Here is a 25,378-nt window from a genome sequence, read left to right as displayed (position 1 = left end):
GCAATAAACAAGTACCGCGGCGACGGTCTGAATTTGTACGCGTATGTCGGGAACAACCCGATAAATTACGTGGACCCGAGTGGGTATAGTAAAAAATGCGGTGGTGGCGGCAAGAAGGAAGGTCCTTTTGAGGAGACGGTAGAAGTTACTGACAAGCTAGGCGAAAATCCACCAAGAAAACGAGTGTTTAATCAAGCAAAAATAGATGCTGGTATACCTACCTCAGCAAGTCCTGTGAAACAGGCATGGGTTAATGCTAATAATGCTGGTAAAACTGGTGAGCCCATGAAAGTATATAAATTTATAGTGAAAGAGAAAACGGGCTTCGCAGAAAAGTACATTATTGAACACAGAAATGATCCGAATGGCCGAGGATTACATTTTCATGTTGCAGATACCAAATATACAGGTCAGGATTTGTTTGAAAACGGTCAAAGGTATAAGAATTTAGGGAAAGATCCAAATTTCCCAAATATTCAAGGACATTATCCAGAACATAAAAAAGGATTTAAGGAGGGAAGAAAGTAATTGAAGGATCGAAAGGGAAAGTTACAGGAGTTGTTACTTCAGAGAGAAATAAGAGCAGAGAGAAGCAAATTGAAGGAGCTATATTTAAATTATTATCGTTTAAATATATGTGATGAACAATTTATGGATTTTAATGAGTCAAATGAATTGAAAAGAAAAGGGTACGAGCAGGTATTTAAAAAAGATAGTATAGTTTGTACTGAGTACAGAGAAGTTTTAAACTGGGTTGGTATAAATTATTCTCAATTAAAGCTACTCGTTGATGAACAAGTTGTGCTTTTCCATATGGACAATATCAGTGGAGGAATATTATTGAGTTTGGAATTAATATTTCATAACATTTTAGGGATTGACACAGTATTACCCGCAGATTTATTGGTTATAGATAAAGATTTAGAATATGGATTCTGTATAGAGGTGGAAGAGCATAATTATCTTATTACTAGTTGGGGGCTACCCTGTGCCGAATGATTTTATGCTTCAACTATGTAATACTGCTTGGAATAATGATAATTAAGTTTACATCTTAAACAATAGAATCGTACACTGTACTTTGTACACAGTACCCTCCCAATCTTAACGAGCTTGATAAACTTAGAAGGCTTACTCCGCTTGTAATATGAGTAGGAGTAAGCCTTTTTTGATGCGAGGCGTTAATGGAGGAAATGAGCGGATATTGCCAGAAGGCACAACTTGAAGAGCGGATGGGCATCGTCAATGACGCTTCATTTCATAACTATTTTCCATATAAGAATATAGTAGGTTAACATGGGGAATCGCTACTTCATCATCATGGTGGCGGTGGAGGACAATCAATAGCCATCCTACTCCACTTCGTCCTGGGAGTGGAGAAATACTCAATAAAGAGAAACAGATAGGTGTATGGGGGAAAATGAAATATTTTTGCAGAGAGACTTCAAGTATTCATTGACAATTAAGAGGTGAATAGAGTGAGTGTAAAAGAAGCATTAGATAATTATTTCAAAGAATTACTGAGTTACTGTAATAATTGTTTTCGGAAATTTACCAAAGATTCCTTTGGATAAGAGATTAATCCCTTGTTATCAAAGTGAACTAGATGAAGACGAATATGTTTATTGGGAGCCAAAAGTAAAAGAAAAGCAAGAGGATTTCGAAGCAATTGAGGCGGATATTGATTTACGTGTGCATTCTTCTATAAAAGAATATTTTAATTCCTTTTGGTTTTTAAATCTTCAAGGTTTTTATAATTCAAAGTTAATTTCTCTAGGACCTGTTGAACCAGATAAGGATATTAACATTTTTTATTAATCAAAAAAATACGAAGAAAGTCAGGGTAATCCACTAAAGAATATTCATATTAGTTTCATTTCACTAGAAAATTTGGTCTTAATGGTTAATAATGAAACTGGAGAAATACTACAAGAAGAGTATGAAACAGGAGGTACTGCTGTGATTGCTGAATCTATAGAAACTCCTCTGGAAACTCTTATTAAAGAAATGCAAGTAGCGAGATAAAATATAAACTTAAATCTTTAATTGACTTAAGTTGCAAAACTAAGTCGATCATGAATGAAGCCATACTTCATATTCATTTAAATAATAAAGCAAAATAGCGCCCTCTATAGTGGACATCGTAGCTTAATTAAATTCCGATGAAGATTGTAGGGGGATTTTTTCATACCTTTAAGGTCGGAACGTGCTGGGAACCGCATTCGTCGCGTGTTGGACGGGCAGACAACGAGCTATACCTACGACAACCGCAATCGGTTGTTGACGCTCTTGGAAGAGGATAGTCGCCAAACCGAGTTCGAATACGATCGCCAAGGCAATATGGTCTCTGAACGATCTGGCAGCGGCACCACGACCTATTCGTACGATGCGTTCAACCGGACCGCCAAGGTGGAGAAGCCGGATGGCAGCCATATCCGCCACTTCTACGACCCGGAGGGTCTGCGCAGCGGCCTGCGCGAGAACGGCGTCACCAGCCGCTTCGTGTACGACGGATGGAACATGGTCAATGAGTTGGACGGGGACCATAACATCAAGGCATCCTATGTCCGGGGACATGAATGGCTCGCGCAGGTTGATGGCAGGGGAGATTCCTACTACTATCTGAACAACCAGCACGGCGATGTCGCGCACATCACGAACCGCCTCGGCGGTATTGTAAACAGCTATGAGTACGACGCGTTCGGTCGTACCCTATCCGCCACAGAAGGCATCCCGAACCGCTTCCGCTATGCGGGCGAGCAGTATGACCACACGACGGAACAGTATTATCTGCGCGCGCGGTTCTATAACCCTGTAATTGCCCGGTTTACGCAGGAGGACGAGTACCGCGGCGATGGTCTGATTTGTATGCGTATGTCGGGAACAACCCGATTAATTACGTGGACCCGAGCGGGTACAGCAGCCAGTCTGTTGGATGTGGTGGTGGAGGCAAGAAGGAAGGGCCTTATGAGGGGACGGGACAAGCTGCCAATAATTTTAAATGGGGAAATCCTAAAAGTACTCCCACGTATGGTCATACTTTTTCAGAGCACGGTGCTAAGAAAAAGCCAAATCAGCTTATAGATAGAGCCAGAGGAAAGGGACATCAAATCAGCCAATGGCTTGATGAGAAGAGTGCAGCAGATTTTCTTGCAGAGGTCGCGAAGAAGGGCCCTGGTGTTCATGAAGTTCCGTTACCATCATCTATTAAATCAAGAGGATACTTGCCAGATGGTACTGAAATAAAACCTGATATGGCTAGAGTGATAGTGAAAGAGGATGGTGGAATTAGGTCTGCTTTTCCATATAGCAGTGCTCATTCTTCAGGAATAGGAAAATAATAAAAAGGAGAAATAACCATGGAGAATGTATACCCGGAGTATGTTACTAAGAGTGCTATTGAAGGTCTTGTAAAGAAAATCAACTTGCCGGCTCCTGATGAATTTTCACAAGACTGGGAATATGAAGTGTCGGATTCTTCAAGAATAACCGAATTCTTATACGCCTATGAAAATATCGAATTAAACATAGACGAAAAATTCGCTTTAATGATTATTATTATTTCATCATTCAATGATGCTATAGTAGAAAGAAAGGCTGAAGAGAGTTCGGCTAGCCTGATCAGATATCATCTTCTTCAAGATATTAGTATTCATAAGAATACTATTTATTATTGGTCGATGTTGGATGAGGATGATCTGGAAAATTGTCATGCTGTAACATCTTTCATGAGAGAGATTGCATATGTCGCCAAATTAGATGGTCAAGACTAGAGTTGTTAGGGGGAATTAATTTACTGGGTTTACAACTCCAACAACAAGGTCGTACAATACAACCAACAAACCAAACAACAAACCAAACACTAATGATTTAAACACTTGATAAACGATAAACTTTCAAAAGCTCTTTCCAACTTGTTTTATGAGTAGGAATGAGCTTTTTTGTGTGCAGAAAATAAAACAAGGAGCTGAATGACGTGGCAAAACGAGAACAGGAAGTAAAGCAGGCAGACTAATTGCACAGGCACAAGCAGTATACGAGCAGCTTATGGATGAAATTCGTAGTTACTGTCAGCAAGCAAGGGAATTACGAGAACAGGCGGCAGTGTTACAGCAATCAGGGCGTACAGATTTTCAGGTTAGCGAAGAGATTCAGCAGTTGTTGAACCGAGCGGAGCATTTGGATACGGTGGCAGAGCAGAAGGATGGACTGCCGCGCCGGCAAGCACTAGAACTCATAGACAGACTAAAAAAAGAAGCATCCGATTGCAAGCAGCTTGTGCAGTATAACCAGACAGTTCTAGCACGGCAGAAGCAAGAACTTGAAGATGCAAAGGCAGCAGCGGCGAAAATGATTCAGGATGCAGAGGAAAGGCTGGAACAAACAAGGCAGATACTGGCTGAAAAAGTAGCTCAGCTTGTAGAACTGGAGGGTTAGGCAGATGAGTAACCGTATACCACAACCCGATCATGACACGATGAATGCTCTGTTGCAGCGGTACAAGGGCACAGGCAAACGAATTGAACTGATTACGGAGAAGGGAGCCTATACGATGCAGGCCAACAAGAGCAGCGATAGCTTTGTAATTGAGATCGTAGACGATAGTGAAATCATTGAAGTTGATGATATAGGCTCAACAGAAGAATTGAGAGTGACGGTTCAGGAGGCAGTACGTGAAACGATGAATAGCGCTACAGGCAGAACGTAACCAGAGGGAGGAATAGAGAGATGTTGAACCTAAGCCCGGAAGCATTGGAAGCACGTCGGGAATATAGAAGACAATACGAACGAGAATATCGGCGAAAATGGCGGCAGAAGCCGGAGAACCGTTTGAAAGCGAAAGAGTACGAGCGCAGATACTGGGAGCGCAAGGCACAGCAATCCCGAGTGTAACCCATGCAGCCCAACGCTCTTAGGCAGCGCACCGATTCAAACGTACAACTAAGGACATTTTACCGCAGCAGGCATGAACCACGAGAGCAACCAAATACGAAAGTCACAGGAGGAAATAGCACAATGACGAAACATGAAGAATTCTTATGGGAACTGGTGCTTCACGAGAGCGAAATGAAATCAGAGCTAACACGTCTGTACTTTGACTGCCTGACGTTCATTGCTAAAACAGAACAGCTTGAGGCATTTCAGTTGCATAAGAAACAGAGGGAAGATAGTAGGAGGAAAACATTAGAAGAATCCTGCTCTATGGATGAACAAGATGACCAAAAATGTTGAACAATGTAGTGAAAACGGTAGACAAACAACTTGGAGGCAAGATGCCCTCCCCCCGGTCAGGGAAACGATACCCCATGATATGAGGTTAGGCGGTGAAAGGATGGGAAAACGGCTGTGCGGAGCGAAGACGAAAAACGGAGAGCCTTGTAAGAAAGCAGCCTTAGGGAATGGGAGGTGCAGGTTTCATGGTGGAAAATCCACGGGGCCGAAGGATAAGGCGAAACATAGAGAGAGCTTAAAGGGCAACAAAAACGCCTTGAAGCACGGATTGTACGAAACGATCTGGATGGATACGCTAACCGAGGAAGAACAGGAGCTATACCATCAGGTTTCAACCGACCCGAACGTACAAGTGGACGCCGAATATCGACTTTCAGAGTTACGGATACGGCGTATGATGGATCGTATTAGGAAAGAAGAACAAAAGGACAAGCCTGACCCTGCTGAAATCAGAGCGATTGAAGATGCCATCACCAAAGTTCAGAGAATGTCGCGGCACTGATTCCGGAGAACGGCAAGCTCAGGGATATGCAGAAGCAGAAAAGTAACGGATCGTTAGACCAGTTGGTCGAGATTCTGCAACAAGCCCGAAAAGACAGGGTGCAAAGATGAAGACAGGAGCAGACAGAGCATTCGCTTTGTTTCGCTCCTTTTTACTACCGCAGAAGGCGTGGCAGCCAAAAATGAATGTAAAAATGCCTTACCGTGATCATGGTTAACAAGCGGCGAATATCATCTATGGCATGATGAAGAACAAAACAGCGTTCCGTCTTCCCGAACAAACTGAAAAACAAGCAAGCTGACAGGTGGTATCGCTAGTATTCTAGCAACCACCGTTCCTTTTCAATAGTTTAGCTTTACAACATAGGGGACGGGTGAAGTTGGGGATGTCGTAGTTACAGCAGGTAAAAACTTCAAAAAACATTTTCTTAAACATAAAACTCTTTTAGAAAAGACACTTGGTACAAAATATTCTAAACTTGAAGCAGATGGACCGAGATTCTTGCAGGATATTGCAAAAAACATCAATGATGGAACAATTGAATTTGTTGGTCAGGGCACAATAAATAGGGACTCGGGAATACTTAATATATATAGGGGCAAGGGTCTGACAGTGGTTACAAAACCTAATGGTGAATGGGTCACACTTCTTGAACAAGGTAAGGCAATGGACTTGAATATAATGTTTATTCCATAAAAATCGGAGGTAATATAATAAATGTTCGAGAAGATTAAAGAATTAATAAAGAACAATTCAATGGATGATATCTATTTAACTGGTGTTGTCCATATAGAGGAAAACGGGGTTGCTGAATTTGTTGCTAATACGAATTTTTTATATTTTGAGTTTGGGGATCAGTTTATCGAACTTGAAGCAATAGATGGTTATGGTAGACTTCATATTACAATAGTTGATTTCTTCAAACATGAAAATAATATCGAAGATGTGACTCCTAGTAGAGCTAAGATTGGTGATGTTATATTTACAAACCCTATAGCAACAAATGAAGTGAACAGTATGGTGTTTTTTAACTTGGAGATTCGAGAAAATGCATTAATATGTGATGTTTTGCATATTAGATTAATAAACGGGCAAGATCTATTTATAGATCCTCAATTTATGGGGATTAATATAGGTGGTATAGAACAAAAGCATTTTTGGGAAGAGAATTTTGTGGAGAGAGTTTTACCAAGGGTTGGAGGTTACCCAAAAGAAACATATATTAAATTTGATAATAAATAATAGTTAAAGTTCAGTTGCCACAATGCGAGTGAGGGGGCTCTCACTTCGATTGGTAGGCAGTCACTAAATATAACCGGGTTTGGATTTTAGAAGTAGGAGTGAACGATACAATCGAACTTAACAAACACGCTTGATAAACTTAGAAGGCTTACTCCACTTGAAATTGAGTAGGAGTAAGCTTTCTTTGCGTGTAAAAAAATGAAGGAGGAAATCGGGCAATGTGCTGGAGGAGACGGACACAAACGTCAACCGCGTCACCTACGACTATTATGCGATGAACCGGCAATTCGCATCACCGGCAAGCGGGGCGATACGACGGGCAGACAACGAGCTATACCTACGACAGCCGCAATCGGTTGTTGACGTTCTTGGAAGAGGATAGTCGCCAAACCGAGTTCGAATACGATCGCCAGGGCAATATGGTCTCGGAACGATCCGGCAGCGGCACCACGACCTATTCGTACGATGCGTTCAACCGGACCGCCAAGGTGGAGAAGCCGGATGGCAGCCCTATCCGCCACCTCTACGACCCGGAGGGGCTGCGCAGCGGCCTGCGCGAGAATGGCATTACCAGCCGCTTCGTGTACGACGGATGGAACATGGTCAATGAGTTGGACGGGGACCATAACATCAAGGCATCCTATGTCCGGGGACATGAATGGCTGGCGCAGGTGGATGGCAGAGGAGATTCCTACTACTATCTGAACAACCAGCACGGCGATGTAGCGCATATCACGAACCGCCTCGGCGGAATTGTAAACAGCTATGAGTACGACGCGTTTGGTCGCACCCTATCCGCCACAGAAGGCATCCCGAACCGCTTCCGCTATGCGGGCGAGCAATTCGATCACACGACGGAGCAGTATTACCTGCGCGCGCGGTTCTATAACCCTGTAATTGCCCGGTTCACGCAGGAGGACGAGTACCGCGGCGATGGTCTGAATTTGTACGCGTATGTCGGGAACAACCCGATTAATTACGTGGACCCGAGCGGGTACAGCAGCCAGTCTGTTGGATGTGGTGGCGGCGGCAAGAAGGAAGGGCCTTTTGAGGAGACGGGTAATGGTTCTTGGAAACCAGGAATGGAAGTGACTGAAGGGCATATTAGAGAAGCAATGAAAAATGCACCTTTACAAACCAACAGGGAGCTGTATCTTTGCCCGCTATTAATAGATATACCCAACGTTTATCTAATGGTGAGGTTCCACCACCAATTAAAGTTGATAATGGGATTATTGTGGATGGGAATCATCGTTATATCTCTGGTAGAGTTGCCGGAGTCGATATACCAGTGACTCCTTACTCTGGTGGTAAACCAGATAATGTCGTTCAATGGGAAAATGTGAAGATTGACCCATTTGATTGGGGAAATAAATAGTAGAAGAGGTGAATACTATAATTATTATAAAAAGCCATGCAAATGAACCAATTCAAGTTCAAGTGGATTCACTTGAAAAAGCCAAATTAGATAATTTAGACCTACATCGAGCGATTTTAAATGGAGAAAATTTATCTGGGTCTAGTTTAATTGGAGCTAATCTACGTGGAGCGGAAATTAATGAAGCAAACCTAAGTAATACGAATTTATCAAATGCGTTACTAATGGTTGCATTACTCCAAAACTCGAATTTAGAATCTTCAAATCTTACAAACACAAAATTAACCGGAGCTGACCTGAGTAATGCAAACTTAACAAATGCTAATTTATCTGGGGCTGATGTTTGGAATGCAAATTTTAAAGGGACAAGATTATTGGGAGCCAATATGACATGTACTAGGATAAATGATATTTTACTTGAAGGGGCTTTATTTGATAAAGATACTACTTGGCCACCGTTGTTTAACCCGTTAGAATACGGAGCAATAAAAGTATAAGCACTTTAAGACCCTTGACGGGCTTACGGTAACCTGCTGTATGTTAGTGACGGCGAGCGGATGGCTGCCTACGAGTATGATGCGCGTAACCGCCTAATCCAGACTCGGAAAACTCGCAACGCTTACGATACCCGGGAGAACCGGAGCGGGATGATCTAGAAGGGAAAAACCACTCACTATGTGATGGATGACCTGCATGAATTGAGCCGGGTCCTGATTAAAGAAGCATATATTAAATTTGATAATAAATAATAGTTAAAGTTCAGTTGCCACAATGCGAGTGAGGGGTCTATCACTCCGATTGGTAGGCAGTCACTAAATATAACCGGGTTTGGATTTTAGAAGTAGGAGTGAACGATATAATCGAACTTAACAACGCTTGATAAACTTAGAAGGCTTACTCCACTTGAAATTGAGTAGGAGTAAGCCTTCTTTGCGTGTAAAAAAATGAAGGAGGAAATAGACAATGGAAAAACAATGAACCTGATTGATTCGAATTATTCAGATATGCCGCGGCGAGAGCAAGCACGCCAAGGCAATAATCGTCTACTTCAAATCTGATCGGGCGGGCAATGTGCTGCAGGGCCGGGATAGCGTAGCGAGATATAAGTATGGCGAAGGCAACCGTATTGCCTCGATCCTGTATGGCAGCGGCGTCAACGTCCAATGTGGCTATGACGGGGACGGCCATATGACGAGCCTGCGGGCGACGAGCCGAGAAGGCCGGGACCTGATGCGGCACACCTATAGCTACGACAACAACGGCAACCAGATTGCCAAGATGGAGCAGCATCAGCTCACCCTGTACGGCTACGACCGTCTGAACCGCCTGCTGGAGGTGGATTACGGCAGCGGAGCGCAAGAGTCGTTCAGCTACGACCGGGCGGGGAACCGCATTCGCCGCGTGTTGGACGGCCAGACAACGAGCTATACCTACGACAACCGCAATCGGTTGTTGACGCTCTTGGAAGAGGATAGTCGCCAAACCGAGTTCGAATACGATCGCCAAGGCAATATGGTCTCTGAACGATCTGGCAGCGGCACCACGACCTATTCGTACGATGCGTTCAACCGGACCGCCAAGGTGGAGAAGCCGGATGGCAGCCATATCCGCCACTTCTACGACCCGGAGGGTCTGCGCAGCGGCCTGCGCGAGAACGGCGTCACCAGCCGCTTCGTGTACGACGGATGGAACATGGTCAATGAGTTGGACGGGGACCATAACATCAAGGCATCCTATGTCCGGGGACATGAATGGCTGGCGCAGGTGGATGGCAGAGGAGATTCCTACTACTACCTGAACAACCAGCATGGCGATGTCGCGCACATCACGAACCGCCTCGGCGGTATTGTAAACAGCTATGAGTACGACGCGTTCGGTCGAACCTTATCCGCCACAGAAGGCATCCCGAACCGCTTCCGCTATGCGGGCGAGCAATTCGATCACACGACGGAGCAGTATTACCTGCGCGCGCGGTTCTATAACCCTGTAATTGCCCGGTTCACGCAGGAGGACGAGTACCGCGGCGATGGTCTGAATTTGTACGCCTATGTCGGGAATAACCCGATTAATTACGTGGACCCGAGCGGGTATAGCAGCCAATCGTGCGGTGGCGGCGGCAAGAAGGAAGGGCCTTTTGAGGGCAGTGGTAAACTTTCATCTCCTAAACCGATTAAGTTTGAGCCTTCTTTCAAACAGGAAGAAATTGCTTTAAAGACGTATGAAAAATTGAGAAGGACAGGTTTGGATATGCAGGAGATTGAAGCTTTTGCCCGAAATACGGGACGAGCGTGGAAGAAGCCATCAAACTAAAGTCACATGTAATATTAACAGAACATATAAACTTGGTAGATCACAAAAATGGTCAATATTATTATAAAGGATACTTTGATCAGATATAGATATAGCGTTCGGGTGAGAAAAAGCATTAAATGGGGAGTTAGCACCTAATGAAAAATCATGGTTCAGACAATTAGCAGATCATGAATTAGCAGAAAGTAAGTTAATGCAAGAAGGCATGGCCTATCGTGATATTAATTATTTTAAAAATGGTAAAACTACTGATGAAACTAAAGCTGCACATGAAAGAGCACCTAAACAACCTGGTGGGTTTCCAGGATTTAAACCAAAAATATGAGGTGAAAAATGGGTGATATAATTGAAAAATCTAGAGCACGTATCCGAAATATTAATTGGAACTATGAAAACTCAGACAAGCCATCAAGCTATGTGCTGGTATCTGAATTTATTAGAAGAGGAAATGATTTTTTAGACTTTCACTCTAAAGACAACAATAGACGTGCGGTGTTTAATGCTGCAGAAATTGCTGTAGGTGATTTAGCTATTAATATAAAGGAGATTTGTCCTGAGTTAGATCAAGTAGATGGTGATTGGGTTACAGAATATCTGAATCTGTAAAATAGATTGTGTAAACTCCAAAACCTACTAAAATGGAAGTAGAAGAAAGGTTGTGGAGAACACATGGGACTGTGGACGAAAGAGCAACTGCGAGCATTTATCAAAGAGAATAATCTGGTCACCGCTCAGGATGCGCAAAATGCCCTGAAAGACCTCTTTGCCGAAACGATCCAGGAAATGCTGGAGGCTGAGATGGACACGCATCTGGGATACGAAAAGCATCAGACCAAGAATAAGGCAACGACAAATAGCCGGAATGGCAAAAGCCGTAAAACCATCACGAGCGAATACGGTGAGCAGGAAATCACCGTTCCACGCGATCGTCATAGCGATTTCGATCCGCTCGTTGTCAAGAAGCACCAATCCAACGTGACGGGGATTGAAGAACAGATTATTGAGCTCTACGCCAAAGGAGTAAGTACGCGAGATATCCAAGACCACCTAAACAACCTGTACGGAATCGACGTCTCACCGACGCTCATTTCCAACGTGACTAACAAAATCATGCCACTCATTAAGGAGTGGCAGAATCGGCCGATTCAGAGCGTGTATGCCGTTGTCTTTCTTGATGCCATTCACTTTAAGGTGAAGCAAGAAGGCGCTATTGTCAACAAGGCTGCGTACATGGTCATCGGCATCGATCTTGACGGTAACAAGGACGTGCTGGGCATGTGGATCGGCGAGAATGAGTCCGCCAAGTTTTGGCTCAGCGTACTCAATGAGTTGAAGAATCGTGGTGTACAAGACATTCTGATCACCTGTGTGGACAACCTGACCGGCTTCTCTCAGGCCATCACGGCTTGCTATCCACAGACCGAAATTCAGAAGTGCATCATCCACCAAATCCGTAATTCCACGCGCTACGTTTCCTATAAAGACCTCAAGAAGGTAACGGCGGATCTTAAACCGATCTACAAGGCCACAACGGAAGAAGCTGCTCTTGTTGAGCTCGATCGCTTCGAAGAAATCTGGGGAACAAAGTATCCACTCATCGTTCGTTCCTGGCGTAACAATTGGGCGGAGTTAGCAACCTTCTTCAAGTATCCTCCGGAAATTCGAAAGCTTATCTATACCACGAATATGATCGAAAGCTATCATCGTCAGCTGCGCAAAGTAACAAAGGGCAAGAGTATTTTTCCGTCGGACGAAGCCTTGCTCAAAATGCTCTATCTCTCGACGATGGATGTTGTTCGCAAATGGACGGGGCGTGTACAGAATTGGGGGCAAATGCTGCTCCAGTTCTCTGTATTCTTTCCAGATCGGGTCGGTCAACATTTACGCTAAGGAGTTAATCCCCCCTCCGAAGGGGAGTTTCTTATAAATGAGTTTACACATATTTCTTGACAGACCCTACAAAGAGGAAAACATAAAGAAGGAATTTACCATATTCAACACATTAATGCTGTACACAGCAAATTAAAAAAGTGGATGAATAAGTTTAATGGTGTTGCAACTAAATATATCAGCAATTATTTGTATTGGTTTAAATGGCTACAATTATTTGAAACTGACAAAGAAGTTGTTAAAATCAAGAACTTTATGGTTCAATGCAATGTAGCCCATGCTTATACATGAATAACAGATTTTAAAGAAAGAGAGCCAATATTTATTTAGGTATATACATTTGTAATATTTGGAATGACGAATTATTTATATTTCATGGAGGATAAATTGTAATGATAAAAAATAATTTTAAAATAGAAAACATTCCAGCAATTTTGTGGGGTGACAAATCAGATAAGTTATTTGTGGTGGTGCATGGTAACATGTCAAATAAGGCAGATGACTCGATTATTGTATTTGCAGAAGAAGCAACAGCAGTAGGTTATCAAGTGCTTAGTTTTGATTTACCTCAACATGGTGACCGTAAGGATGATACTTATCTTTGCAAAGTTCAAAACTGTGTTCAAGACCTTAATACAATTATGACCTATGCAAAATCGTTATCAAATAATATAAGCATTTTTGCTTGTAGCATGGGAGCATATTTTAGCCTATTAGAATATAGCCATGAGCCGTTGAAGCAGTGTTTGTTTCTCTCTCCTGTGGTAAATATGGAACGTATCATAAATAATATGATGACATGGTTTAACGTAAGTGAGAGTAGACTAAAAATAGAGAAAGAAATTTCTACACCTATTGGACAAACTCTCTATTGGGATTACTACTGTTATGTGAAAGAACATCCCATTGTTGCTTGGAATAATCCAACTTCAATTCTCTATGGTTCAGAAGATAACTTATGTGAGTTTGACGTTGTATCTGAATTTCAAAAACGTTTTAACTGTAATTTGCAAGTAATGGAGAATGGAGAACACTATTTCCATTCTGAGGAACAGTTGCAGTATTTCAGACAATGGCTGAAAAAACATATTTACGTACGTTAAATGATAATAAAAAATGATTGATGTATAAATTTCTTTAAAAGCGAATTAAGGGAAGTCAAAATGGCTTCCCTTAAAAGTTATTTAATTTCAACATTGTTTTAAAACATCGCCTAATTTAAAAGGAGAACAACGAATATTATTTATAAGGTGTACGCATTTCCCTTATACGGAATGTAAACGACTACTGCATCAAATACGACATAGATCGCTAAAGTTGTCTGCATTGAGAATTGTCTGAAAGGCAAAAAGGTAGAGGGGCATAGGTCTAAGTCCTACTTGACAAAACAGACCGAAAGCAGCACTGCCACCTTTTCGTACGACGCGTTCAATCGGCGCCAAGGTGGAGAAGCCGGATGGCAGTGATATCCGCCACTTCTACGACCCCGAGGGTCTGCGCAGCGGCCTTCGCGAGAACGGCGTTACCAGCCGCTTCGTGTACGACGGCTGGAACATGGTCAATGAGTTGGACGGGGATCATAACGTCAAGGCATCCTATGTCCGTGGCCATGAATGGCTCGCGCAGGTAGATGGCAGAGGAGATTCCTACTACTACCTGAACAACCAGCACGGCGATGTCGCGCACATCCCGAACCGCCTCGGCGGTATTGTAAACAGCTATGAGTACGACGCGTTCGGTCGCACCCTATCCCTCACAGAAGGCATCCCGAACCGCTTCCGCTATGCGGGCGAGCGGTATGACCACACGATGGAGCAGTATTACCTGCGCGCACGGTTCTATAACCCTGTAATTGCCCGTTTTACGCAAGAGGACGAGTACCGCGGCGACGGTCTGAATTTGTACGCCTATGTCGGGAACAACCCAATTAATTACGTGGACCCGAGCGGGTACAGCAGCCAGTCTGTTGGATGTGGTGGTGGCGGCAAGAAGGAAGGGCCTTATGAGGAGACGGGTAATGATGCTTATGGTGGATATTATATACGTAAGCAACAAAGAACTAGTGATTACAATAATAAAACAGGGAAATGGACCCCAGCGAAAAAGAGTTGACCTCCTAATGGACCGCATCGGACTGATAAAGAGGCAGATGTTGCTGCTGAAATATTAGGTTATAAACGAGTTCCAGAAAAGTCATCATCTCTCGGGTCACAGTTCACGGAGTAACCTAGGGGGGGCCAATGTCTATTCTAAGGGGTGCTTCAGTCACCTCGTAGGGGATAAATCAGAGCGAGATGTGATGGATCGATTCAATAGGAATTTGAAGTAAACCAAAGAAAACGGGAGATTCGCCTCATTTGCGATCCCCGTTTTCAGATCCGACTAATTCTCGACAGTATTTATGTCGCAGATGGTGGAGATGAACTCCGACCTTTCCATAGTTTACTTAGTTTTTCTCTACTAATTTATGATTTTTCCAATCAAGTATATATTTTGTAGTAAAGGTTGAATGGGAGGTGTCTTTTTCATTGCTTCCTGCCCAATAACCAAGACCAAATAGTTCATTATGCCATTGTAGCTTATAACTATCTTGCGTTCTTCCTAAATGTACAGTTAATTCAGAAGAGGAATCAAATTTATCTGCAATGACAACGGCGACAACTGCAGGAGAAAAGCTATAAGCCGCTAAAGCAGGCATCTGATCGCTAGAAAGAAAATTATCTTTTGCCCAAACTTGGCCGTTACGAGATTTACTAAAAAGCTCATTACCATAAGTAACAGTAAATGAATCCCTATTATACGGTCCCCATCCTTGATTCATAGCAGAAACAAAAGGAACCGTCCATTCAACTTTTTTATTGGTATCGGTTCTTAAATTCGTTTTGTAGTCTGTTTGTTCATAAGAAACGGAGGTTGACCAATTATTACTGCTATTCGGGATACTGCCTATTGCACCGCCAATGGTATATCCAATGGTAGATGATACCGTTTTTTTATCAATTGTATTCGTAGGAGATACCTTGAAAAAATCCCCATTTCCGTTTAATTCCATTGCTATCCGATAAGAAGATGCCCAATGTAATGTCGCTCTATAATACCCTTTATACGTATCCTGATCAGGAAAAGAGATCTTTCTGTCCGCATCAATGTTGCTTCCTTCTGTAGTAATGACTGCAATTTGTTTATTACTATGGGGATCGTCAATAAAGGAAACAGAAAGAGAGGTTTTTATTTTTTCATTGCCAAACTTTGTAGATAAGTTATTATATACCTTTGCGCCTTGTCCAATATCGATTGGAGAATTTTTCGCTACTTGTGCAGAGATAGATGTTCCATTTAATGTTAGAGAACCTAGTAAAATAGCAACCGCTGTTATACTTTTAAAAAATATTTGTGACCTTTTTTTCTTTTTTATCATATGTTCCACTCCATTCTTCTACTTGCTAAATCGGGGGATGACAACCGTAAACGGTGTCCTATGGATGCTCCGAATCCTGTCTGATCGTCTCAAGTCTTTTTTTACGTATCCGCAACAGGAACAGGTTTTAGAGGAAAGATACCATTTGTCAGCTTTTGCAAAGCGAATACCATACTTTTCGCACTTGTACTGTAGTTGGGGTTTGAACTCATGCAGGTTTTGTTGAGCTATCGCTTTTGACAAATGAGCGTTCTTCCATCACGACGACGCTAGGCTTGGTTTTCGCAATAGCGTTTGTAGCATTCGTTAGCCTCCTTTTCTTCGGGTTAAGGTCATCGTAGCATAGCTGCTGTTACCTCATTGCATAAGGGTTGTTATATATTGTTACAATTAAGTTAACCGCCCAAGTAGACGACGGGGGACAGCGCTGGTCGAACATTGCAATGTCGAACATTGCAATATGGAAAGGCAACCTCTGGATCAAGCGGCAAGAAAATTGGTGAAGCTTGTTTTACAGGTATTGACATAAATAGTGGTCATGAATATAATAGTCATAGCAACTGTATTGGACAGGGAAAGGGACATACCATTGAGTAGTACCGTGATACTTTGGTTATGTCTCTTTTTTTAACAAATAGTTGCTATGACGAGTATTGTTGAAACAACTACTAAACTAAGGAGGTATAAAAGAAATAAGCGCGGAAAAGACAGGGATTTTTCCATCCCCAGTATCGAGCGTTGAACATCGGCATCATGTTGATTGTGACTCCCGCAGCATCCGAGGGTCTAGTCATTACAACGATTGCCCCTGCGATTGCGCAACGTTTGTAAGGCATCCATTTCAGCGCGCTTTCCCTTCATATGTATATGCTGATTGCGGAAAGAGCCTTGCAAGGCTTTGGTGCTGTCGTCCTCATCACCTGTGTATACTGCAGTGTTGCACGATACCCAGACTTACTTCGAACGACCATTTTGGCTGATTATCAGTCGCATTTTGCTTCCGTTCATTGCGTTTGCGCTAAGTATGGGACTCCTTCCTTTCACAACATACCCGCACCTAAGACATCCGCTATACAAGATAGTAACAAAGAAATATACGCCATACAGCTCGCTGTTGGAACAAGCATCCTGCTAACCGGGTTAGGCAGAATATCCGATTGGGCAGGAACAGCACTCGCGTTAACGAGGGATCTTCACCGGAGTCATGCTGGCATTGTCTCTCCAGCTATGCTTCGTCATTCTGAGCTTGCTCGCTTCTCTCCGCATTGCAACGGAGGCTCGCAACGTTCCACAGTCATCTCTTAATCAAACAGGAAGTACAAATGCACAAGCTTCCTTATACAAAATGATGTCATGTAGATATCCATTATCGGAGGTGGAGAATTTGGCACGTGTATTGGTTGTCATCACTCCTGCTGAAGGACATGTCAATCCATCGTTGGGATTGGTTCAACAGTTGGTGAAATGCGGCGAAGAAGTCACTTATGTGTGCACGGAAGAATATCGCAAACGGATAGAAGCAACTGGAGCGAAAGTCTTGACTTACATTTACGCCAGAGGATCATTCGCGGATGATCCGGTATTAAAGCCAATTATATATAAGCATCCCTATCAATTTATCCAGTTCGTGCTGCGCGGCTTTATCGAGCCCGTCATACCGGAAGTTTTCGCATTGACCGAACAGGATTCTTACGACTATTTGATTTATGATTACTTAATAGGTTGGGGCGGTCAAATGATCGCGGAGAGGCTCGGCATCCCCGCAGTATGCTCCATCACCTCATTTGCTTTCGTGAAGCCGCTCGGATCTGAACATGACGTGGATGGGCTGGATGATGAAGAGATACAATCCATCTATGAGACAACGATGAACACAGCGCGGCAATTAGCTGATCGTTACCAACTGTCCGCACCTGACATCGATGATATTTTCAAGGCCTATGGACGGTTAAAGATCGTGCATACAAGCCGTTATTTTCAACCACAGGTGGAGAAACTGGACGACAGCTATGTGTTCACCGGTTCCTCCATCGCACCTCGCACCGATGCACCCGATTTTTCGTTGGAGCGGGATCAGCTTCCCTATGCCCATGCCGTCTATATTTCGCTGGGAAGCATTTTGAACAATAACATTGACTTCTATAAGCTTTGCTTCGAGGCTTTTCGCAATGAACCGATTCAGTTTATTTTATCCTCGGGCAAAGATACGGATATGGAGCCGCTCGCAGGCCATATTCCCGACAACTTCATCGTGAAGCCGTATTTGCCGCAGTTGGAAGTGCTGCAGCAGGTCGATGCCTTTATTACACATGCCGGCATGAACAGCACAAGCGAAGCCCTATATTACGATGTTCCGCTAGTCATGATTCCTTTAACGTCTGATCAGCCTATGGTGGCACAGCAAGTGCAGAAGCTTGGTGCTGGGGTTATTGTGGATAAGGACGAGCTTACGCCAGCCGTGTTGAGAAATGCGCTCTTGGAAGTATTGAATCAATCGTCCTACAAGCAGCATGCCCGCGCCATCGGCGAATCTCTGCGTCAAGCTGGCGGATATGAGCGAGCCGCGGAGATGGTCATGAATGTTGTTGGAAAGGCTCAATCAGGGCCCATTCCTACCTAATTGCCTAAATCGTAGGCTGTAATGGCAACCGCTCTGCGTCATTAATTTATATAATAAACAAAGCTCAAAGGCTTATTCCACTTGAATAGGAGTAAGCCTTTTTTGCGTGAGAACATCTGCATCCGGTTTTTACTAAAATAGGATAATGATATAATGGGATTATTTAACCATAACTAAAATATTATTATTTCAACTTTTAGGAGTAGGAAGTCATGAAGCGGTTTTCCAATATTAAATGCAATTTGCGCCTGAAGATGATCTTGCTTATCAGTTTATTGATTATTGGAATATGCACTATTTTTGCTGTATTTCTGGAACGTTTTATATGGAATATGACGGAGGATCAAACAGGAAAAAGAGCCTTAAGTCTTGCGCATAGTGTCGCGAATATACCGGAAATTAAAGAAGCGTTTCAATTGGAAGAGCCCTATTTGGTGATTCAAGCTATTGTTCAGCCGATACAGCAGAATTCAGGAGCCGAATTTATTGTTGTTGGGAACACGGAAGAAATTAGACAATCCCATCCCAATCCGAACATTATCGGAGAGAAAATGGTAGGGAGCGATAATGACAGGGCCTTGCTTCACGGCGAGTCCTATGTATCGAAGAAAGAAGGAACGCTGGGGTTATCGATTCGGGGAAAGGTGCCCATTTCCGATGAAGGGAAGATCGTGGGGGTCGTGTCGGTCGGTTTTCTCAATAATGATGTGCATCGAATCGTTGCGGACCAAAGCAAATCACTCTGGATAACCTTAAGCATGATTATTCTATTCGGCATTTCTGGAGCTATCTTTATTGCTTCTTATATCAAAAGATTATTGCATAATATGGAGCCCGAGGAGATTTCTCATTTGTATCTTCAGAAAGAGGCGATTTTGCAGTCTACGCATGAAGGAATTATTGCCGTGGATAATCATGGGGCCATTACGGCGATTAATAAAGCGGCCAAAGATATTCTGTTCACGCAAATGGCGCAGAAACAAATGAATTATGCGGGCGCATCCCTTAATGAGATTGTTCCTTCGCTAAATACGGATACGAATGCAAAGCACAGAAGCCGATTGGTTAACCGGGAAATGGTGCTGGGCGAAGATGTCGTGCTCGTCAATCAGACCCCCATTGTAAGGGAAGACGCATTCACGGGGATTGTCTATACGTTCCGCAAAAAAACAGAGCTGGAAACCGTGACTGAGGAGCTTTCTAGAATAAAACAATATGCGAATACGCAGCGGGCGCAGACGCATGAGTACTCCAATAAACTGCATATCATACTTGGGCTGGTACAAAATAATCGAACTATGGAGGTAATCGATTTTATTAAGAAAGAAAGCAATATCCAGCAAGCCAGATTAACGTTTTTATCGGAAAAGGTAGCCGATCCTCTAATTCAGGCCTTATTGCAAGGGAAGTTCAACCAGGCCAATGAGCTTGGCATTTCTATGGTTATTCATCCCGACAGCAGGTTGGATGAGCCATTTTCAGAGGGGAAGCAGGATGCGCTGTTAACCGCGCTGGGCAATGTGATCGAAAATGCATTGGAGTCGGTAAACCAAAAGGAAGACGGTCTGCGCAAGGTTTCCATCTTTTTTACGGATATGGGAGACGATTGCATTTTTGAGATTGAAGATTCGGGTTCGGGGGTAGCCGAGAAGGATATCGCTCGCATCTTTGAGCAAGGATTTTCAAGGAAGCAGGGCAGGCATAGAGGAACAGGCCTGGCTCTTACGAAGCTGATGCTGAATGGCGTTGGCGGCGAGATTTTACTAGAAGAGGGGGAAGGGGAGCTCGGAGGAGCTTGCTTTATGATCGTTATACCAAAGGACGGAAGGGGATCGTCGTGAAGGACCTATTTTCGGTGCTGATTATCGAGGATGATTTTAGAGTAGCTGATATTCATCGGCAATATGTTGAGAAAACAGCCGGCTTTGCCGTTCAATACATAGCCAAGAGCAGAAAAGAAGCGCTGGAGTATATGGAAAGCAGCGCAGCGATTCCGGATATTATTTTATTGGATGTATACATCCCCGATGTGGAAGGGATGAACTTATTGTGGGAGATTCGCCAGTCCTGCCAGGAAGCCGACATCATCATCGTCACGGCGGACAAGGAAGCAAGGTCGATTCAGGAAGCTCTCCGCGGCGGGGTGTTTGATTATATCGTTAAGCCTGTAGACGAGGAGCGCTTCAGTCAAACCCTGTTAAAATATAAAGAACACCGGAGTATCCTGTATTCCAAAAAGGAAATGGAGCAAGGCGACATCGACGCTTTATTCGGCTTGCATCGTCCTGATTCTTCTGCAAGGGGCGAGGCCGCTCTCCCGAAAGGAATTGACTCGATTACGTTGGACAAGATTCATCGCGTATTCACAACAACAGAAATGGACGGAATTACGGCTGTTGAATTAAGCTCCGATCTAGGTATCAGCCGTTCAACTGCGCGGCGTTATTTAGAATATTTAGTTTCTCTAAAAATGGTAAAAACGAAGCTCATCTATGGCACGGTAGGAAGGCCGGAACGAAGATATATCATCTGTGAAACTTATGAACAAAATCATTAAAATGAGTAATATTGTTTTTATGTTCACAATATTTATCCTCCCCTTCATCTGTGATAAATTTCATACTAATCTAAAAAGGATTATGCTGTACACCGAATTGTAAACGCATTCATACGATGCGGAATGAGGTTACGTGTGAAACGCGGCTATCACGGAAAGGGGATATCATATTGAGCCTTAGTTTGATTGGTCTGATTACGATTTTAATTATTGTCGCATTGCTGATTAGCGGAAAAGTGACTCCGATCGTCGCCATGGTGATACCACCGATACTTGGCGCATTAATAGCGGGTTATCGTTTCTCGGAAATCGGCAGCTTCTTTGGAAACGGCGTAAGCTCGGTTATCCATGTCGCGATTATGTTTATTTTTGCGATTATCTTTTTTGGCATTATGCAGGACGTTGGACTGTTTGATCCGCTAATTAATAAAATGGTCGCTGTTTCACGCGGAAGCGTAATCACCGTTAGTGTCGGAACCGTTGTGGTGGCAGCGATTGCCCATTTAGACGGATCGGGCGCTTCGACCTTTTTAATTACCATTCCTGCGCTTTTACCCGTTTACAAGCGCTTACAAATGAATCCGTATTTGTTGCTCCTATTAGTTGGGGGAAGCGCAAGTATCATGAATATGATTCCGTGGGCCGGTCCTCTGGGGCGAACGGCAACCGTCTTGGAAACGGATGTCACGGAATTATGGAAGCCGCTTATCCCCATCCAAATCATAGGCATGATTCTCATGATTGCTTTAGCCGTTCTTCTAGGCATAAGGGAAAAGAGAAGAATCACCAGAAATTATGGTTCGTTAGAGGTTGCGGCATCTCTTGAAGCGGCGGTCGAAAGACAGACTGCTTACGTCAAGCCGGAGCAGGAAAACGCGCTGGCCCGTCCTAAATTGCTTTGGATCAATGCTTGCTTGGCATTAACGGTAGTTGGCGTGCTTGTCGCCGGGATCATCCCGGCAGGCTTGGCTTTCATGATTGGGGTAAGTATTGCGTTGCCGCTTAACTTCTTCAAAGTAAATGATCAGATGGAGAGATTGCGCGCGCATGCGCCCAATGCTCTCACCATGGCGTCAATCATTCTTGCGGCCGGCTTATTTTTAGGAATACTAAACGGGACCGGAATGCTCCATGCCATTGCCAATGACGCCGTTAAGGTGCTTCCGGGAAGCATTGCGCCTTACCTGCATATCATCGTCGGTTTGTTGGGCGTGCCGTTTGATTTAATATTAAGCACGGATGCGTACTACTTTGCGCTGCTGCCCGTGGTCGATCAGATTGCCGCCAGCTTCGGGGTCGCTTCTTTATCCACTGCGTACGCCATGGTTATCGGAAATATCGTCGGCACGTTTGTGAGTCCGCTTTCACCAGCTCTCTGGCTTGCGTTAGGTTTAGCCGGACTGGAAATGGGACGTCATATCCGCTACTCGCTTGTCTGGATGTGGGGAATTAGCATGATTCTCGTCACTATCGCTATCATAACGGGGATTATTTAACGATTATGAACCGTGCCTATTTTCTCGCAGACTTCCTTGACCTTGATTGGCTTCGCGCCATTCAAGGTTTTTCATTTAAAAATAAAACACATTAAGCATGCCGTGAAACAAGCTTGCTGGAATTACACTATTTGATTTATCTCGAAGCCAATTCATCATAAAGGAAAAAAGAAATAATTGTCCACAATATACTAGGGTGTTAACCAAAATAGCATCCGAATATCGATATAAAACAGCCACTGGAATGTGCCAAATCGACCATATAAGAGCAGTAACAAGATAAGCTTTAGACCTGCTTATTCCATTCAATTCGTTTCGCAGGAAACCACGCCAAGCAACTTCTTCTACGAAAGCGGAAAGTGTGGAAATGGTTAGTCCGGTCATCATCATTGTAAAAAATTGTTCTATTGTCCAATTCCAATGAAATGATAAAAGGACGGGTATAATCATTGCGATGAAATACCACCCGAATTGTCCGTTTTTGGATTATTTGTAAAAGCAATTACAATATGAAATACCAAAGTGAAACCAAAGGTTATTCCAGTAAATAAAATTATTTTTCTTATATTTAATTTCATTGTGCACCGCCTTTTAACACACAGCTTAATAGATAATTATATACTATCAAATCAATCTAAAAAAAACCTATTGCTAATGGATCCGGGGGGCTTAAGGATATCTTATGAGAAGTAATTTGCCGAATTTTAAATATAATCCTAATGCATTTAGTATCGGTATATTTGAGAAAGTACCTAAACAAAATTGTGCGGTTTGCAACAACGACACGCTTACATTTATTCAGGACCCTTTTATTCAATGGATGACGTAAATCATATTTGTCCATGGTGTATTCATGATGGCAAAGCAACTAAGGATTTCAATGGGGTTTTACAGGGAACGGTAGAATATAAAAATAAGCTGCTGTCGGTTACGTTCAATGATGATACAAATGAGTATATGTATTTTATTGATTATGAAGAAGTTGAGCGTATTGATGATGAAAGTTTAGAAGAATTAATCTTCCGTACGCCTGGTTACGTAGCGAGGCAAGAGCCACAGTGGTTAAGTCATTGCGATGAATATTGTATGTTTATCGGATATTTGAATAAAAATGAACTGCATGGCATGAAAGAGGATTTACAAGATGAAATTAGACGGTTTAGAGGAGAATTACGGCTTATCTGTAAACAAAATAGGAGATGATATCGGATTGTATTTATTCCAATGTCCAAAATGTGGCCAGTATAGATTGCATTTTGATCATGCCTAAAAAGAGAACAAATATTTGAGGTGGGAATTGGGAAATCAATTACCACCTTTTTGGTTACGCGAATATTTTTTTAGGAGAAACTTTCTCCCACTTGGAGCCGTCGTAGTATTCGACTTCTTTCACACAAGCGATGAAATTGACAGCTTTAATTATGGACCAGCAGCCCCGATTGAGTTCTACAAACTCCCCAACGCCACGACCTCTCCGCTGGATGCGTTCACAGCGTACTGACAGTCTAATTTCCCGCATAACACATACTTCTTCTGTCCTGGATCATACACATAGACGGGCGTTAATTCGATGAATTCCTTAAGCTTGGCATAGGCATCGTCTTTACTGACGTCAACATCTTCTGGCGCCTGAAACTCGTCAAACATGCTGAGCAATGGCTTGTTATCCATATAAGTAATGACCTCATATCGGTTGGCATCGATGAACAACAGTAGCTTGCGCTGGAACACGCGCTTGGTCGGTGTATTCTCTCGCAATACCGCTTGAATATAGCCTTTTTCGCGATGCAAAGTCTTGAGCAACCATTGCCCGGAATCGTTCGGATAGAGTTGACGCAATCCTTCTTTCACCGCAGCAATACACTTCTCTTGCTCAGCCTCAGTGATCGGGAAGCTGTCCGGATGAGGTTCACATGCGAGTGCTTGTTCAATGGTGACTTCCTCGCGCCGATCCATGTCTTTTCTCTCGAACGGCTGTGTACTCGGCAGCTCCCACTCGATAACCTTATCTATGTTCAAACGTGATCTTGCTTGCACAATGAACTCAAATGGTAGCGTTCCCGTTTCATCGTTCGTAACATAGATTTCCTCGATTCCATAGAGCGGAAGGAGACACTGTTCTTCGTCTACGGGATACTCGATCAACTGCAATTGCTTCTTGGCTAGTGGCTCCACATTTTCTAGGGACAGCGAATAGGTCTCTTCTTGTATGATTGATGCGGGAGGAAAATGTCCGTACACCGAATATTGTACGAGCTTCCCAGCTTCATCGAATCGAATCTCGATCTGTCCGGAGGGGGCGATGGGAATACCGTCCACACACTCGTTGAAATGGAATGCGCCTTCTTCTTCCTTCGATAGTTGAAACTGCTCGCCGTAGACAATCCCTGCTTCCGCCTCAACCCATTTGATAATTTCACCCAAGCTGATGTCCTGATAAGTTGGCCCATTGGCATAAGACTTTCCTTGGACAAAGATAACACTCTTATATTGGCGAGCACCCAAGTCATACTGAATGACTGCCGTACCCGCTGGATTCAGCCCTTCCTCTTCCTGCTCCATGATGTGTGAAGGATACCATTCCATACTCAAGCTGTAGATCGTCTCATTGAACACATTTACGTCCCGATATAGCTCGTGAGAATGCAGATAGTAATTGTCTAAGCCAAATTTGTGCCGTGTGGCAGCTATGATTTCTTTGATTGTGATATCCATACCTTGCACCTCGTTGAC

The 25,378-nt window shown here is 43.3% G+C and carries 27 protein-coding genes and 4 pseudogenes; 27 read left to right on the top strand and 4 right to left on the bottom strand.

What is annotated here, in order from left to right:
* Positions 1–69: 69 nt before the first annotated feature.
* From JSQ80_RS02040 to JSQ80_RS01950, 22 genes and pseudogenes are all read left to right on the top strand, one after another.
* On the top strand, positions 70–528 hold the full coding sequence (locus JSQ80_RS02040) for a hypothetical protein (RefSeq protein ID WP_206094158.1): 459 nt from the start codon (positions 70–72) through the stop codon (positions 526–528).
* On the top strand, positions 529–999 hold the full coding sequence (locus tag JSQ80_RS02035; protein ID WP_206094157.1) for a YxiF family protein: 471 nt from the start codon (positions 529–531) through the stop codon (positions 997–999).
* A gap of 567 nt (positions 1,000–1,566) precedes the next feature.
* A complete protein-coding gene (locus JSQ80_RS02030) occupies positions 1,567–1,818 on the top strand; it encodes a SecY-interacting protein Syd (protein WP_206094156.1) in 252 nt (83 codons plus the stop codon).
* Positions 1,819–1,899: 81 nt separating this feature from the next.
* Entirely contained in the window at positions 1,900–2,025 is a 126-nt protein-coding gene (locus tag JSQ80_RS29400) for a hypothetical protein (RefSeq protein WP_272491065.1), read from the top strand.
* Positions 2,026–2,229: 204 nt separating this feature from the next.
* Positions 2,230–3,084, top strand: coding sequence for an RHS repeat-associated core domain-containing protein (locus JSQ80_RS02025; RefSeq protein ID WP_206094155.1), 855 nt, complete (start codon positions 2,230–2,232; stop codon positions 3,082–3,084).
* Positions 3,085–3,359: 275 nt separating this feature from the next.
* A complete protein-coding gene (locus JSQ80_RS02020; protein ID WP_206094154.1) occupies positions 3,360–3,773 on the top strand; it encodes a hypothetical protein in 414 nt (137 codons plus the stop codon).
* A 274-nt stretch (positions 3,774–4,047) separates the two neighbouring features.
* Positions 4,048–4,437: a hypothetical protein gene (locus JSQ80_RS02015; protein ID WP_240463469.1), complete on the top strand. Its 390-nt coding sequence runs from the start codon at positions 4,048–4,050 to the stop codon at positions 4,435–4,437.
* Positions 4,438–4,441: 4 nt separating this feature from the next.
* On the top strand, positions 4,442–4,708 hold the full coding sequence (locus JSQ80_RS02010) for a hypothetical protein (RefSeq protein ID WP_206094153.1): 267 nt from the start codon (positions 4,442–4,444) through the stop codon (positions 4,706–4,708).
* Between the two features lie 20 nt (positions 4,709–4,728).
* The gene (locus tag JSQ80_RS02005; protein ID WP_162833904.1) at positions 4,729–4,893 is read left to right on the top strand and encodes a hypothetical protein; all 165 of its coding nucleotides are present in this window, start codon (positions 4,729–4,731) and stop codon (positions 4,891–4,893) included.
* A gap of 123 nt (positions 4,894–5,016) precedes the next feature.
* Positions 5,017–5,232, top strand: a complete 216-nt coding sequence (locus JSQ80_RS02000) for a hypothetical protein (protein ID WP_206094152.1) — start codon at positions 5,017–5,019, stop codon at positions 5,230–5,232.
* Between the two features lie 100 nt (positions 5,233–5,332).
* Positions 5,333–5,734 (top strand): HGGxSTG domain-containing protein, encoded by a 402-nt coding sequence (locus JSQ80_RS01995; protein WP_206094151.1) that lies wholly within the window; start codon positions 5,333–5,335, stop codon positions 5,732–5,734.
* A gap of 717 nt (positions 5,735–6,451) precedes the next feature.
* Entirely contained in the window at positions 6,452–6,976 is a 525-nt protein-coding gene (locus JSQ80_RS01990; RefSeq protein ID WP_206094150.1) for a hypothetical protein, read from the top strand.
* 332 nt (positions 6,977–7,308) lie between these two features.
* Positions 7,309–7,503, top strand: a pseudogene (locus JSQ80_RS30180) (hypothetical protein); the annotation flags it as partial.
* A 72-nt stretch (positions 7,504–7,575) separates the two neighbouring features.
* A complete protein-coding gene (locus tag JSQ80_RS01985; protein WP_272491160.1) occupies positions 7,576–8,271 on the top strand; it encodes an RHS repeat-associated core domain-containing protein in 696 nt (231 codons plus the stop codon).
* A gap of 91 nt (positions 8,272–8,362) precedes the next feature.
* Positions 8,363–8,851, top strand: coding sequence for a pentapeptide repeat-containing protein (locus JSQ80_RS29670; RefSeq protein ID WP_206094148.1), 489 nt, complete (start codon positions 8,363–8,365; stop codon positions 8,849–8,851).
* A gap of 487 nt (positions 8,852–9,338) precedes the next feature.
* Positions 9,339–10,664 (top strand): RHS repeat domain-containing protein, encoded by a 1,326-nt coding sequence (locus tag JSQ80_RS01975; protein WP_206094147.1) that lies wholly within the window; start codon positions 9,339–9,341, stop codon positions 10,662–10,664.
* A gap of 193 nt (positions 10,665–10,857) precedes the next feature.
* Positions 10,858–10,989, top strand: a complete 132-nt coding sequence (locus JSQ80_RS29380) for a hypothetical protein (protein ID WP_272491064.1) — start codon at positions 10,858–10,860, stop codon at positions 10,987–10,989.
* 8 nt (positions 10,990–10,997) lie between these two features.
* Positions 10,998–11,270: a hypothetical protein gene (locus tag JSQ80_RS01970; RefSeq protein ID WP_206094146.1), complete on the top strand. Its 273-nt coding sequence runs from the start codon at positions 10,998–11,000 to the stop codon at positions 11,268–11,270.
* A 63-nt stretch (positions 11,271–11,333) separates the two neighbouring features.
* Positions 11,334–12,554 (top strand): IS256 family transposase, encoded by a 1,221-nt coding sequence (locus tag JSQ80_RS01965; protein ID WP_206094145.1) that lies wholly within the window; start codon positions 11,334–11,336, stop codon positions 12,552–12,554.
* 66 nt (positions 12,555–12,620) lie between these two features.
* Positions 12,621–12,845, top strand: a pseudogene (locus JSQ80_RS01960) (IS1595 family transposase); the annotation flags it as partial.
* Between the two features lie 101 nt (positions 12,846–12,946).
* Entirely contained in the window at positions 12,947–13,657 is a 711-nt protein-coding gene (locus JSQ80_RS01955) for an alpha/beta hydrolase (protein WP_206094144.1), read from the top strand.
* Between the two features lie 340 nt (positions 13,658–13,997).
* Positions 13,998–14,666: an RHS repeat-associated core domain-containing protein gene (locus JSQ80_RS01950; RefSeq protein ID WP_206094143.1), complete on the top strand. Its 669-nt coding sequence runs from the start codon at positions 13,998–14,000 to the stop codon at positions 14,664–14,666.
* Between the two features lie 334 nt (positions 14,667–15,000).
* Here JSQ80_RS01950 and JSQ80_RS01945 read toward each other — a convergent pair whose 3' ends face one another.
* Both JSQ80_RS01945 and JSQ80_RS01940 read right to left on the bottom strand, forming a co-directional pair.
* The gene (locus tag JSQ80_RS01945; RefSeq protein WP_206094142.1) at positions 15,001–15,972 is read right to left on the bottom strand and encodes a beta-channel forming cytolysin; all 972 of its coding nucleotides are present in this window, start codon (positions 15,970–15,972) and stop codon (positions 15,001–15,003) included.
* Between the two features lie 72 nt (positions 15,973–16,044).
* Positions 16,045–16,227, bottom strand: a pseudogene (locus JSQ80_RS01940) (zinc ribbon domain-containing protein); the annotation flags it as partial.
* 1,129 nt (positions 16,228–17,356) lie between these two features.
* Here JSQ80_RS01940 and JSQ80_RS01935 point away from each other — a divergent pair.
* The 4 genes from JSQ80_RS01935 to JSQ80_RS01920 all read left to right on the top strand — a co-directional run bounded on the left by JSQ80_RS01935 (position 17,357) and on the right by JSQ80_RS01920 (position 22,645).
* A complete protein-coding gene (locus tag JSQ80_RS01935) occupies positions 17,357–18,592 on the top strand; it encodes a macrolide family glycosyltransferase (RefSeq protein ID WP_206094141.1) in 1,236 nt (411 codons plus the stop codon).
* Between the two features lie 212 nt (positions 18,593–18,804).
* A complete protein-coding gene (locus JSQ80_RS01930) occupies positions 18,805–20,433 on the top strand; it encodes an ATP-binding protein (RefSeq protein ID WP_206094140.1) in 1,629 nt (542 codons plus the stop codon).
* Complete coding sequence (locus JSQ80_RS01925; protein WP_206094139.1) at positions 20,430–21,149, top strand: response regulator; 720 nt, start codon at positions 20,430–20,432, stop codon at positions 21,147–21,149. Before JSQ80_RS01930 ends, JSQ80_RS01925 begins: the two co-directional genes overlap by 4 nt.
* A gap of 170 nt (positions 21,150–21,319) precedes the next feature.
* On the top strand, positions 21,320–22,645 hold the full coding sequence (locus tag JSQ80_RS01920; protein ID WP_206094138.1) for a CitMHS family transporter: 1,326 nt from the start codon (positions 21,320–21,322) through the stop codon (positions 22,643–22,645).
* Between the two features lie 75 nt (positions 22,646–22,720).
* Here the strand turns inward: JSQ80_RS01920 and JSQ80_RS29915 are convergent, their stop codons facing one another.
* Positions 22,721–23,029, bottom strand: coding sequence for a CPBP family intramembrane glutamic endopeptidase (locus JSQ80_RS29915; RefSeq protein WP_418888889.1), 309 nt, complete (start codon positions 23,027–23,029; stop codon positions 22,721–22,723).
* A 298-nt stretch (positions 23,030–23,327) separates the two neighbouring features.
* Here JSQ80_RS29915 and JSQ80_RS01910 point away from each other — a divergent pair.
* Positions 23,328–23,848 (top strand): annotated as a pseudogene (locus JSQ80_RS01910) (CbrC family protein).
* 243 nt (positions 23,849–24,091) lie between these two features.
* Here the strand turns inward: JSQ80_RS01910 and JSQ80_RS01905 are convergent.
* The gene (locus JSQ80_RS01905) at positions 24,092–25,360 is read right to left on the bottom strand and encodes a hypothetical protein (RefSeq protein ID WP_206094136.1); all 1,269 of its coding nucleotides are present in this window, start codon (positions 25,358–25,360) and stop codon (positions 24,092–24,094) included.
* Positions 25,361–25,378: the final 18 nt, after the last annotated feature.

This window comes from Paenibacillus apiarius (assembly GCF_017052585.1).
Taxonomy (GTDB): Bacteria; Bacillota; Bacilli; order Paenibacillales; family Paenibacillaceae; genus Paenibacillus_B; species Paenibacillus_B apiarius.
This window is presented reverse-complemented; position numbering and strand designations above follow the sequence as displayed.